Consider the following 12,110-nt stretch of genomic DNA (forward strand, 5'->3'; position numbering starts at 1 on the left):
AAATTCTATTAGTTTTTAGCAAACTTCTCCACCAGCTCAGCAAACCGCTTCGGCGCATCAACATGCACCCAGTGGCCCGCGCCGCTGATGGTCTCCAGCGTGTAGTGCGGGAACAGGCGGCGCATGGCGGGGTAGTTTTTGGGCTGGATGTAGGGGGAAATCTCACCGCGTATAAACAGCGTCGGGCCATTATACTGCGTGCCCGCTGGCAGCTCCGGCCAGCTCATAATGGTGGGCAGAGCCGTCATGATATCTGCAAGGCCAATGCTCCAGCCGGGGTTATCGCCCAGCCGCATGTTCTGCACCATCATCTGGCGGATCGCTTCACTGGGGATCAGCGGGCGCAGCAGGGCGTCGGCTCCGGCGCGGTCCAGATGCGGGGGGAAGTCCAGCGTTTCCAGCTCGGCCGGTACGTCCATGCGGGTAAAGCCGCCCTCGCCGGGGGCAATGTCCACCACCAGCAGGCTATGCACACATTCCGGGTGGCGCAGGGCCAGCATCATGGCTGTCTTGCCGCCCATGGAATGGCCCAGCAGCATGGCGGGCAGGGCGTTATGGTGTTCCAGCGTTTCCCGTACATCATCAGCCATAATCCGGAAGCTCATGGGGCCGTGGGGGCTGTCCCCGTGGTTGCGCAAATCCAGTGCCAGCGTGCGGCGGGTGGCAGCCAGTTTGCGTTGTACAAAGCCCAGATTACGGGCGCGGCCAAACAGTCCATGCAGCAGAACAACAGGGGGAAGGGTCTTTGCCTCGGAGGACACTTCGGGGCCCCGTTCAATCACGTTCAGCAGCACGGCGTGTTTTATCCTTTCAAAAACAAAGCTCTGGAGAGCTGGTCCGGCGGAACTTTCGCCCATCTTTCCCCCAAAGGCGAGGGGGCAGGGGCAGTTTTTTCTTCACCTTCCTGAGAGACTTGCGATGGTGAACAGGGTGGCATGCGCTGGCCGGGAACTTTTGAGCGTATGGAGGTTTGAAGCGGAACCGTCTCCATGAGGCAGAGCGCGTCTGCCGCATGTCTGTGCGCCAGGGACGGAACAGAAGAAGGACGGTTTTTTATGCAACGCTGCCTCGTTATCCTTAACCAGCCCGATCAGGCCGTGGTTCTGCTCTCTCTCGCGGCGTCCCTGATCAAACAGGTTGGGGCGGACCGGATTGATGTTCTGGCAGCCCGTGAGCCCCCCAATGACGGCAGAGGCCCGATGGGCCTGACGGATGAGGGCGCTTTTGTTATGCGGCAGGACCAGCGGGAATGGGCCGCCAGCCTGCATGCGACCTTTCATCAGTGGCTGGAGCAGGAATATGGCTCCCCGGCGGACCGGCTTTCGGCTGTGGAAGTCAACTGGCTGGACCCGGAAATTGCTGTGGAGCGGATTATCAACGGCTATGGCCGTGATGCCGGCTTAATCCTGCAAAGCTTCCCCGACCGCAGGGACAGTGAGCAGAAACACCGCGCTCTGCGGTCTGCTATTTTTGAGACAAATCGCCCGCTGTTGCTGGTGCCGCCGTTCTGGGACCGCCCGTGCGGCCGCACCGTGCTGATGGCCTGGCGGGATTCCCCGTGTTGCCGCAGGGCCTTTACGGCCTCCCGCATGCTGCTGGCGCACGCAGAGACTGTGACGGTTCTCTCTCCGGAAGGGGAGATCATGCCGCCCGATCTGTTGCCCGGTATTGCGTATGAAAGTGCACATCTGCCGCATCGGCACGGGGCAGATGCCGTGGCGCAGCAACTGCTGGATATCGCGCAGGATGAAAAAGCCGACCTGCTGGTGATGGGCGGCTACCAGCATGGCATGCTGTATAACCGGATTATGGGGAGCGTGACGGACTATATCCTGCACCACCCCAGTATTCCGGTCTTTCTGCATCATTAAAGGCACCCGGGCGTGTAGGAGAGTGGCCCGATTTTTGCTAAAGTGGGCCTATGGATATCGCTTTTTCCCGCCCGGCGTCGCGCCGCTGGCCGCTCTGGCACGTCGCGCTGCTGGTGCTGCTGCCTGTTCTCGTTCATCTGCCTGAGCTGATCGGGCCCGCCCTGTTCGGGCAGATGACGTCCGACCCGCTCTCCGTCCTGTCTGTGGCCACGACCACCCGGCGGGACTGGCTGGAAGGCGGCCTGCTACCCGGTCTGCCCGGCTGGATTGACGGCTGCGCGGGCGTGATTGTGCAGGCGCTGGGGCATCTGGTGGCGTCTGACTGGCGGCAGGGAATCCTGCCCTGGTGGAACCCCTATAGCGGGGTGGGGATGCCTCTGGCAGGTGAGTATCAGCCTGCGGCGTTCTTCCTGCCGTTTGTCCTGCTGCTGGGCTTTCCCGGTGGTTTGCTGTTGATGAAGATTGCTCTGCAGAGTGTCGCAGGGCTGGCGATGTATGCCTTTCTGCGGGCCTTGCATCTGGATAAACGTGCTGTCCTGCTGTGCGCACTGCTCTACGCGTTTAACGGCACCTATGCGTGGGCTGCGGATGGCCCAAGTCAGCCGCTGGCCTTTTTGCCTTTGGTGCTGTTTGGCATTGAGCGCGCCAGAACGCATGTCGGCGTGGGCGGCTGGGGCTGGCTGGCCTTAGGGCTGGGCTACATGCTGCTCTCCGGCTTTCCGGAAACGGCTTTTCTGGTTGGCACGCTGGGTTTGTGCTGGGCGGTGTTGCGGTTTGTGCAGCAACCGGCTGCGACGCGCCTGCCTTATGTCTTGCGCATTATGGCGGGAGGGGCTGCGGCGCTTTTGCTGGCGGCACCGCAGCTTGTGGCCTTTGCGGACTTCCTGCGGGAAGCATGGGTTGGCCCGCACGCAGGCGTGCTGGATGCTGCCTTGCCGCACGCCAGTTGGGCTATGGCGCTGTTCCCCTATATCAACGGTCTGTTTTTTTACGGGGGTGCGGAGCAGTCTGCCGCATGGTGGGCCATGGGGGGCTATACCGGGCTGGTGGTGCCATGGCTGGCGCTCATCGCCCTGTTTGGCAAACGTGAGCGCCCGGCACGGCTGATGCTGGCGGGCTATGTTCTGGTCTGTATAGGCAAGCAGGCCAACCTGCCGATCATCACCGGACTGGTGGATCTTCTGCCCGGCGTAGGGCTTACCATTTTCTATCGCTTGTGCTTTCCGGCAGAACAGGCAGCGCTCATTCTTCTGGCCGCTTTTGGGCTGGACGATCTGTTCAGTTTGCCAGCCTCGTTTACGTCCACGCAGATCCGGGCTGTTTTTAAAAAGCCTGTGGCATGGGCGAGTGTAGTGCTTGGAGCGGCCGCGTTTGGCGCATGGCGGCTGAACGGCCCGACGCGCGACGCCCTGCGCAGTTATAGCCACGGCCCCGTGCCAACATGGGGGTATGAGGCCGGGTCTGTTCTGCTCGGGTGCGGCGTAATTGCGCTGTGTGCTACGGGTTTTCTGGGGTGGGGCCGCTGGCAGTCCGCGCGGGCACGGGTGGCGCTGGTGAGCGCTGGCGTTCTGGGTGAGGCGTTCCTGCTCTTTTGTATTCCGCTGCTCTGCGTGCGCGCCCCGTTGCCGCGCAACACGCCTTTGCTGAACACCGTGCAGCGGGAGCTGGGTTTACAGCGTTTTGTGACGATGGGGGTGATTGCGCCCAACTACGGCGCGTATTTCCGTCTGCCGTCCCTCAACCATAATGGTGTGCCCATGCCCAGCGCGTGGATTGAGCGCATGAAGCATGATTTTGGCCCGGATGTAGATGGCGTGACGTTTGATGGCATTACGCCTAACCGCCCCGGCGGGCAGTTTTTTCTGGCGGAAACACTGGCCAAAAGACCGGAGGTTTTTGAAAAGCTGGGTGTAGCGCTGGCGCTGGTGCCGCATGGTTTTGCGTTGCCGGGCAGTGAGGCGCTGGCTCCTGAAAATCGCCTGAAACTGATTTATGCTGACCCGACAGCCGACGTGTATCGCCTGCCCAATGCTGCCCCGTATTTTGAGGCTGGCCCCGGATGCAGCGTGCAGGCGCACACGCAGACAGAGGTGCAAACGCAGTGCGCAGCACCCTCTTTCCTCATCCGGCGAGAACTGATGATGGCGGGCTGGATCGCCAGCGTAAACGGCCAGTCCGTGGTACCGTTATTTGAGGATGGCCTGTTTGAGCGCATTCCGCTGCCTGCGGGGCAGGCGGATATCCGGTTCAGCTTTACGCCGCCCTTCATAGCGTGGGGCTGGGCGGCTTTTCTGGCTGGGCTGGCTTTGCTTGGGCTCGGCTTTGTCGGTGGCCGGCAGAGGCGCGGGGATGTGGTGGCGCTACACGGGGCAGGGTGACGTTTGGGCTGGAAAAGGCCTGTCTCTTTTTCTTGATCGATCCCGTTTCGGCTAAGTCATGACTTAGCCGAAGGATGTAAGCGGGCCTGCTATGCACAAGCTGAATTTGCGAATCATTATCATCCTCTGTTATGGCAAAGCATCTTCATGCTCTTAATTTGCAACAGGCTGCTTCATCCATGCGTAAACACACTATTCGGCGCCGCCTTCACCCGGCGCCTCTGGCCTTTGGTCTGGCTTTGGGATGTGGTTCGGCTCTCCCGGCCATGGCGGCGGATGACGCGACGGGAAAAGAGCCTGTTCTGCCCCCGCACGCGCCAACGGACGCTGCCAAAAAAGCTGCACAGCCGCAGGCCGTTCTGAGCAACCCGAAAGGGAAGGGGCCAGAACTGATCAAGGAAGATGACGGCTCAGAATCTGAACACTGGGTTGTGACGGCCTCCCCCATGAACACGCTGCGCACGCCCATTGGCATCAGCCGCATGCCGCAGGATGTGCTGCACACGCCGCAGACGATTGATGTTGTGCCGCAGCTCCTCATGCAGCAGCAGAACGTCAAATCACTGGATGAAGCGCTCAAGAACGTGCCGGGGATTACGGCTTCCGTGGGCGAGGGCGAAGGCGGGATGGCGGGCGATCAGTTCCTTATCCGTGGCTTTGCGGCCCAGAATGATATTTATGAAAATGGTCTGCGGGACTTTGGTGTTTATACCCGTGACTCTTTTGATTATGACCATGTGACGGTCATCAAGGGGCCGTCCTCGCAGGTGTTTGGGAATGGCACTACGGGTGGCGCGATTAACATCACCACCAAAACGCCGAATGACCAGAACCATATCGGGGCCAGCTTCTCTGGTGGGAGCGGGGCGTATTATCGTGGCACGCTCGATTTCAGCCATAAGATTACCGACACCATTGCCGTGCGTGTGACGGGCATGGGGAACGAAAATGATATGGTCGGGCGGGATGCGGTTTATTCCCACCGCTGGGGGATTGCGCCGTCCATTATTTTCGGTCTTGGGAAAAAAGTGAATTACACCATAGAATATTTCCATCAGACGGATAACCGTATTCCGGATTATGGTGTGCCCGTGGTGACAAAGCCGGGGGCCTCCTACGGCAAACCGGTAACGGAATATGGCGTGCGGCGCACCACCTGGTATGGCACGACGTTTGACCAGGATAATTCAAATGTTGATATGCTGACAGGCCGTCTGAAGTGGGAGGTGAACCCGCATATCACGGTATATAACGATACGCGCGGCGGCCTTTACAGCCGCTACTTCTCGGCATCCCAGGAAAGCTGCAATGCGGCGTGTACCAGCGCATTTTTCTCATCTCATCCACAAACCGCGCAGGTTTCCCGCATAGGTGGGGTGGGTGGCCCTAATCCTTACCAGCAGGATGACTGGTCGGTGCAGAATGTTTCTTCTGCAGTTGCTAATTTTAATACTGGCACGATTAAACACCAGATGATTGCCGGTGTGGACATTGAGCATATTTATGACCGCCGCCGGAATTATGCTTACAACAACCCCAGCGCCCGTCGCTGGGCGAGCCTGCTGAACCCGACGGCCTATATTCCGGGGCTGGATGTAGGCGTGGGCTCCCTCAACCCGGACAATCTGGTGAACATTCCCAACGGCGTGGGCAGAAAGGAATGGAAGACCAGTGCGGCGACAGATGTCGGGGCATTCTTTTCCGAGCAGGCGTGGCTGACGCCGTGGTTCTCGGTTAAGGCCGGTTTCCGGTGGGACCACTGGAGCAGCAATTATAATGCAACGGGCGGTGTCGCCACGACGCCGGATACGCATCTGGGCCAGAAGCAGGATACGTTCAACCCGAATGTCAGCCTGATGTACACGCCGAACGACCATGCAATGGTGTATTTCAACTGGGCTGAATCCACCACGCCGATGGGTCTTTACGTCACCAACAGTTCTGAGCCGCTGTCTCCCAAGAATTCCAAATTCCAGCCGGAGCGCAGCAGATTGTATGAACTGGGGGCCAAATATTCCGCGTTCCATGACCGGATTGGCTTTACGGCCTCTGTCTTCCGTCTGGAAAAAGGCAATTCCATGCTGACAGACCCCAGCACCGGGACGGTGACGGACTCTGGCGATACCCAGCGCAACCAGGGTGTGGAACTGAGTGTGTCCGGCCAGATCCTGAAAAACTGGAACATGATTGCCACCTACGCCAAGTATGACAGCAAGACGACGGGCGGCACCGCAGCGGATATTGGCAAGCAGGTGCAGTATGTGCCCCGCAATCAGGCAACTGTGTGGACTACGTATGAAATTGCGCCCAAAAAGCCCTATAACCTGACAATGGGTGGGGGCGTGACCTGGCGTGAAGGCGTGTTCCTGGACCCGGCCAATACCGCCCGCGTTCCGGCAAACGTCGAGTTTGACGCGGTGGTGTCCCACCAGTTTGGTCCGAACTGGAAAATTGCCATGAATGGCTACAACCTTGCCAACCGCCTGAACTACGGCAACCTGTTCAGCAACCGCGTAACACCTTCGGTTGGCCGGTCTTTCCTGTTTAACCTGTCTATGACGTATTAAAGACGACGCATTAAGCCCTCTTTACCACGCAAGGTCGTAAAGGGGGCTGTTGTGTCCGGTCCGCGTGTTAATTACTGCACATGGCACAGGTTTTTTATTTTGCTCTTCAGGTAGCGATAAAGCGGAATATCAAAGAAAGCTGCATACAGATACGAGATGACGATGGAGAGTCCGCCAGCCATCAGGATGGACAAGATCGGACTATCTGATCTGTATTGGAGGCCGATAATGATGGCCGAGGAATGGATGAGGTATAACGGGAAGCTGATAAACCCGAAAAACTGGACCGGCTGAGACAGAAAAACCTTTTTAATCAGCGAGGATTCAGGCTGAAAATCAATCAGCATGAGGGGGATAAACGGTAGGATAAACAAATAATCCAGTTTATTGTGAATCTGCCCGTAAATACCAACCAGACAACTGGCTAAACAGACCCACAGAAAGACTTCAAAACTGTTTTTTGTCGTGCTTTTGGTGATCCGTTCTGGCGTCAGAAGTGAATAGACGGCAGACCCCAGCATGATGGCTGATGAGGCAAGCAGGAACGTGAACATGCCGCCGAAGGACATATCAATAAACCCGACAGCAGACTGGATGCACAGAAGAAGAATGAATGTGCCCGCAATCAACAGTCTTTTGAACGGCGCTATTCTGATAAAAATTAGCGGAATTAAAAGAGACGCCCAGAATTCAATGCTGATGCTCCATGACGGATCATTGATGAGCGGGAATTGATGTGGTGTCACGCCATGCAGAAAGAACAGGTTTTGCAGGATGACTTTCCAGTTAAAAATATAATGTCCTGCAACATAGCCCATATGCCTGCTGTTATAGGCATAGATGACAATCATCGTGAGGGTTGTCACACAATGCAGTGGCCAGAGGCGGGCGAGCCGCAAAAGGAAGAAATATAGAAATTTATGACTGGTTTTGTGAGCATAGGTCAGCACAAAACCCGACATGATAAAGAAGTAAATAACGCTGATATACGCTCCACTGAAAGGCCTTTGTTCACTCCAGCCTGTGACAACGCCAATCATGTGGTTGAGCATAACAGTTAATGCCAGAATTCCTCGAAGACCATCTAAAGCGTAGAATCGTGCCGGCGAGTTTTGTTCCTGAGTTAGACTCATAATATTATAGTGCCTTAAGAATTATAAGATTAATAGCAAAATTATATGTTAAAATTTAGAAAATCCAATGCTAAAAATGCTCTGTGCGCCTAAAAATAAGTCTTAACACCTCCTATACAATTTATTTCCTTCTTGTGAATATTATTTAATGCAGAGAGCAAGGCTTACTTTATTTTCTGATGAGGGCCGGGGATTACTAGGAATAGTTATAAAATATTCTATTTTATTTTGAATGGTGGTAATTCGAAATCATAGGGAAAACAATAAATAGTTTGATTGCAATAACGGGAAAGGAAGGATATAAAGAAAAAATCATAAAATAATGTAAAATGAGAAGCGTATGACTAGGAACACCAATGAAATCATAAAAAAAGAAAACATATATAATTATATATGCTTGTTTATATTTGTTTTAATATGCTATTCAAGCGTGTTCATCAGAAGCTATGGCTTATCTGATGACTATTCTGTAATATATTTTCACTATATCAGTCCCGAATGGAATGTGCAGTGGGAATCTATGTCAGGTCGTCCTGTATATGGGGGATTGAGGCAGATCATGACATGGGCAGTAGGAAAAGTTTCTGCATTCTCCTACTTCCGGTTTGTTTCTGTATTTTTTATTGCGCTGTATTCTGTTTTTTTATATTTCTATATGGATAAGAAGCGCATTTTTAAATCAAATATAATGCGTTTTTCTGTTGCATGTTGTCTCATTTTTTTACCATCTCTGCAGATATATGCTGCCTGGGCAATTACATACCCTTTTGTCCTCTCCATTGTTCTGGCATTTTTTGCATTTCTCTTTGCCAATGAAAATGATGATAAGAAGAATATTATTATTAGTTGCATCATATTGGCAATAAGTTTTCTTATTTACCAGCCTGCAGGCATGATGTTTGTATTTTTTATTTTCCTAAAAACATTTTTCGAAAATGGGAATGTATTAAAGAAAATAATAAAGAATGGTATTATTTTATTTCTTGCAATGTTGACAAATTTTATTTTCATAAAAATTTATACACATTTGTATGGCTCTACCGGTCGTGAAACGCTGAACCTCCATCTCTTCCAGAAAATATTGTGGTTTTTCAATCGACCTTTTATGCAGTCAGTTGCGAATTATAATATTCAGCCTTCTGTTTTCTATAATGTTGTTTGTGCGTGTCTTATTCTTTGTGGCGTTTGGTATACTCCCAAAAAATGGAATTTCTTTTTAAAAATTTTGATGGTCATAGCCTTTTGTCTTGCAAGCTATGCGCCTAATATTTTAGTTGTAGAGACATCTTCGCCTTACAGAACTCTTGTCGGGGTGGAAAGCATTCTGGCGGTTCTGTTTTTGAATGGTATTTTCAATATATTTTCAAGATTTATTTCATTACATAAGTATTTTTGTTTATTTTTTGTATCTGGTATTGCTTTTTCTGCAATCTGGAACATTAATTATTACATTATCGATGTTCAGCAGCATCAACTCTCTGATCTGGCTGCAGCGTTTAAATCTGTTCCAAGGGGCAGGACGATTGATTTTGATATCCGTGGGATTAATGGTAATATCTATTCTCATTTCAGCCAATATGAATACGGAGCAATATCTCTTGGTAATGCTTGGACACCCAAAGGTATGGCAATGGATATTATCAAAAATAATGGCTTAAATGATATAAAAATGACAGATGGTATACTTGTTTCTGATCCGGGAAATAAAAATATTTACTATATAAAAATGTCTGAAATTAAAAATATGACTTATTAATCTATAGGAATGAGCAGAAAGATAATTTTTATCTTTCTGCTCATTATATTATTTTTGTTTTGTAGAGAGTTTCAGAAAGCTCTCTACATGAAAGCGCGGGCGTTGTTTGGCTTCCAAATAAATCTTGCCAACATATTCCCCAATAATGCCCAGAGAGAGCATCTGTACACCGCCCATGAAGAAGATGGACAGGATGATAGAGGGCCAGCCTTCGACGGTGTTACCGCTGAATTTTCTGACCAGCACATAAAGTGTCGCCGTTACTGAGAACAGACAGATACAAAGCCCCAGTGTGGCAATCAGCCGCAAGGGGGTGATGGTCATGGAGGTAATGCCCTCTACGGCCAGAGCGAGCATTTTGCTCAGAGGGTATTTGGACTCACCGGCGGTGCGGAGGCCGCGGGCATAGGCAACCTCTGTGGAGGGAAAGCCCACCAGTGGCACAAGGCCGCGGATATAGGCGTTGCGTTCCGTATAGCGCAGCAGCTCAGTCAGGGCGCGCTGACTGAGCAGACGGAAGTCTGCATGGTTGAAGACCTGCTTGACCCCCATGGCGGCCATCAGCCGGTAAAAGCCTTCCGCCGAGGTGCGTTTGAACCACGTATCTGTCTGGCGGCATTCCCGCACGCCGTACACAACGTCATAGCCTGCACGATAGCGTTCAACCATGCGGCGGATGGTCTGGATGTCATCCTGAAGGTCGGCATCAATGCTGACAATGGCCTCGGCTTGCGGGGCTGCGGCGGCCAGTCCGGCCAGCAGGGCGGACTGGTGGCCCTCGTTGCGGGAAAGTTTTAAACCCTGCACGCAGGTTTCTGTCTCACACGCAGCCTTGATCTGCTCCCATGTAGTGTCCCGGCTGCCATCATCCACAAACAGCAGAAAGCTGTCCGGCTGCACCATATGGTCCTGCACCATGGTGTAAAGCAGTGCGCCCAGTTCCTGCTGGCAATAGGCAAAAACTTCTTCTTCATTGTAGCAGGGCACGACAATGGCCAGTCGTGGGGCTGGGCGCAGGGTGGCAGGCATAAAAAGAGGACTTTCAGTTCTGTAAATAATAAAATTCTAGGTGCAAATTATAATATCATTTTCAGCTCTGAGTTGCGACAACCAGCCTGTAAAAATGTGGGGTCGTTGCAGGCTGGACACATTCAGAAAAAGTTCAGTTTTTCAAGGGATAATGCTTCCGGGAGAGCTGCTTTTATTTTTGCAGCACTTTCCGGGCAAACCAGAAACATGTGGCGCAGAAAGCAACGAGCCCCAGCACGGCAGGGGCTCCGGCGGGCAGCCAGGGTGCCAGAGAAAGTGCATCATCCCGCCCCAGCGCGCCGGACAGCACGGCCAGCCCCACGCCAATCAGGCTTTCTCCCACAATAAAGCCGGAGGCGATCATGGTGCCAATGCTGGCGTCATGTTCTGTCACGGTTTCCGGCAGGCGGTCAGCCTCACCGTAACCGCCGGTTGTGCTGCGGCGTTCCTTCAGCTTGCGGTTCAGCACCCAGCCCAGAACAGCGCCCACTGCCAGCGTGACGCTGACGGAGGCGGGCAGGTAGATACCCACCGCCACACCCAGCGGGGGCAGGGCCAGATGGCGGCGGCGCAGCAGCAGGTCCAGCCCGATCAGAACAGCGCCCAGCCCGAACCCGACGGAGAGCATGCTCCAGTCCAGTGACTGTGTGAAAATCCCCTTAGCAATCATGGCAATCAGTGCCGGCTGGGGGGCGGCCAGTGCGTGGGCGGGATCCATGCCGGGGCGCGGCATGGGGGCACCGGCAAAGCCGTAGGCCTGATACAGCAGGTTGAGCACCGGCGGGATCACCGCAGCGCCCACCACGCAGCCTGCAATGAGTGCCACTTCCTGCTTCCAGGGGGAGGCGCCGACAAGCTGGCCGGTTTTCAGGTCCTGCAGGTTATCGTTGGAAATAGCGACGGTCGCGGTAATGGCGGAGAGCAGCAGGATGGTGAAGCCGGTGGCCAGCGTCTGGCCATCCGCCATCATTTCCGCAGGCATCAGGCCGAGGGATTCCAGCCCCAGAATCATCAGCGCGCACAGCACGGCGGCAATAATGATAATGCCGGAAATGGGAGAGGAGGAGGAGCCGACAATGCCCGCCATGTAACCGCAGGCGGCGGCCATCACAAAGCCAAACACCACGCAAAACACCACCGCCGCGCATACGGCGGGCCAGATGCCATGCGCCATAGGGGCCAGAAAGGCCGCAAACAGGCCGCCCAGCATCAGAACAGTGACGGCCAGAAGAGCGATCATGGTGCGGGGAGAAAGGTCACGGTCCGCATCCGGCACCACGGAGCCGCTGCGGCCCCGGAACACGCTGCTCAGGCCGCGCAGGACGGGGCCCATCAGTTCGATCAGTGTCCACAGGGAGGAAATGGCAATCGCCCCG

8 protein-coding genes are annotated in these 12,110 nt (G+C 54.0%); 4 read left to right on the top strand and 4 right to left on the bottom strand.

Annotation, left to right across the window (positions count from 1 at the left end):
• Window positions 1-8 precede the first annotated feature (8 nt).
• Window positions 9-794, bottom strand: coding sequence for an alpha/beta fold hydrolase (locus AD930_RS04065; RefSeq protein WP_061505245.1), 786 nt, complete (start codon window positions 792-794; stop codon window positions 9-11).
• Between the two features lie 261 nt (window positions 795-1,055).
• Here AD930_RS04065 and AD930_RS04070 point away from each other — a divergent pair, with 261 nt between their 5' ends.
• From AD930_RS04070 to AD930_RS04080, 3 genes are all read left to right on the top strand, one after another.
• Window positions 1,056-1,871 carry a universal stress protein gene (locus AD930_RS04070; protein ID WP_061505236.1) on the top strand — a complete coding sequence of 272 codons (816 nt, stop codon included), beginning with the start codon at window positions 1,056-1,058 and terminating at the stop codon, window positions 1,869-1,871.
• A gap of 50 nt (window positions 1,872-1,921) precedes the next feature.
• A complete protein-coding gene (locus AD930_RS04075) occupies window positions 1,922-4,249 on the top strand; it encodes a glycosyltransferase family protein (protein ID WP_061505237.1) in 2,328 nt (775 codons plus the stop codon).
• A gap of 179 nt (window positions 4,250-4,428) precedes the next feature.
• Window positions 4,429-6,816 (top strand): TonB-dependent receptor, encoded by a 2,388-nt coding sequence (locus AD930_RS04080; RefSeq protein WP_061505246.1) that lies wholly within the window; start codon window positions 4,429-4,431, stop codon window positions 6,814-6,816.
• A 71-nt stretch (window positions 6,817-6,887) separates the two neighbouring features.
• Here AD930_RS04080 and AD930_RS04085 read toward each other — a convergent pair whose 3' ends face one another.
• Window positions 6,888-7,949 (bottom strand): acyltransferase family protein, encoded by a 1,062-nt coding sequence (locus tag AD930_RS04085; protein ID WP_082781685.1) that lies wholly within the window; start codon window positions 7,947-7,949, stop codon window positions 6,888-6,890.
• A 340-nt stretch (window positions 7,950-8,289) separates the two neighbouring features.
• Here AD930_RS04085 and AD930_RS04090 point away from each other — a divergent pair, with 340 nt between their 5' ends.
• The gene (locus tag AD930_RS04090; RefSeq protein WP_082781686.1) at window positions 8,290-9,705 is read left to right on the top strand and encodes a glucosyltransferase domain-containing protein; all 1,416 of its coding nucleotides are present in this window, start codon (window positions 8,290-8,292) and stop codon (window positions 9,703-9,705) included.
• A 48-nt stretch (window positions 9,706-9,753) separates the two neighbouring features.
• Here the strand turns inward: AD930_RS04090 and AD930_RS04095 are convergent, their stop codons facing one another.
• Window positions 9,754-10,734: a glycosyltransferase family 2 protein gene (locus AD930_RS04095; RefSeq protein ID WP_061505240.1), complete on the bottom strand. Its 981-nt coding sequence runs from the start codon at window positions 10,732-10,734 to the stop codon at window positions 9,754-9,756.
• A gap of 172 nt (window positions 10,735-10,906) precedes the next feature.
• Window positions 10,907-12,110: OPT family oligopeptide transporter (locus tag AD930_RS04100; RefSeq protein ID WP_082781687.1), on the bottom strand; the 1,204-nt coding region annotated here is incomplete at its 5' end.

It is taken from the genome of Acetobacter malorum, from assembly GCF_001580615.1.
Lineage (GTDB): Bacteria > Pseudomonadota > Alphaproteobacteria > Acetobacterales > Acetobacteraceae > Acetobacter > Acetobacter malorum.

Excerpts from the sequence above, each read along its gene's own strand:
- AD930_RS04095 (WP_061505240.1), bottom strand. The coding sequence starts at position 10,734 with ATGCCTGCCACCCTGCGCCCAGCCCCACGACTGGCCATTGTCGTGCCC.
- AD930_RS04075 (WP_061505237.1), top strand. The coding sequence starts at position 1,922 with ATGGATATCGCTTTTTCCCGCCCGGCGTCGCGCCGCTGGCCGCTCTGG.
- AD930_RS04080 (WP_061505246.1), top strand. The coding sequence starts at position 4,429 with ATGCGTAAACACACTATTCGGCGCCGCCTTCACCCGGCGCCTCTGGCC.
- AD930_RS04090 (WP_082781686.1), top strand. The coding sequence starts at position 8,290 with ATGACTAGGAACACCAATGAAATCATAAAAAAAGAAAACATATATAAT.
- AD930_RS04070 (WP_061505236.1), top strand. The coding sequence starts at position 1,056 with ATGCAACGCTGCCTCGTTATCCTTAACCAGCCCGATCAGGCCGTGGTT.
- AD930_RS04085 (WP_082781685.1), bottom strand. The coding sequence starts at position 7,949 with ATGAGTCTAACTCAGGAACAAAACTCGCCGGCACGATTCTACGCTTTA.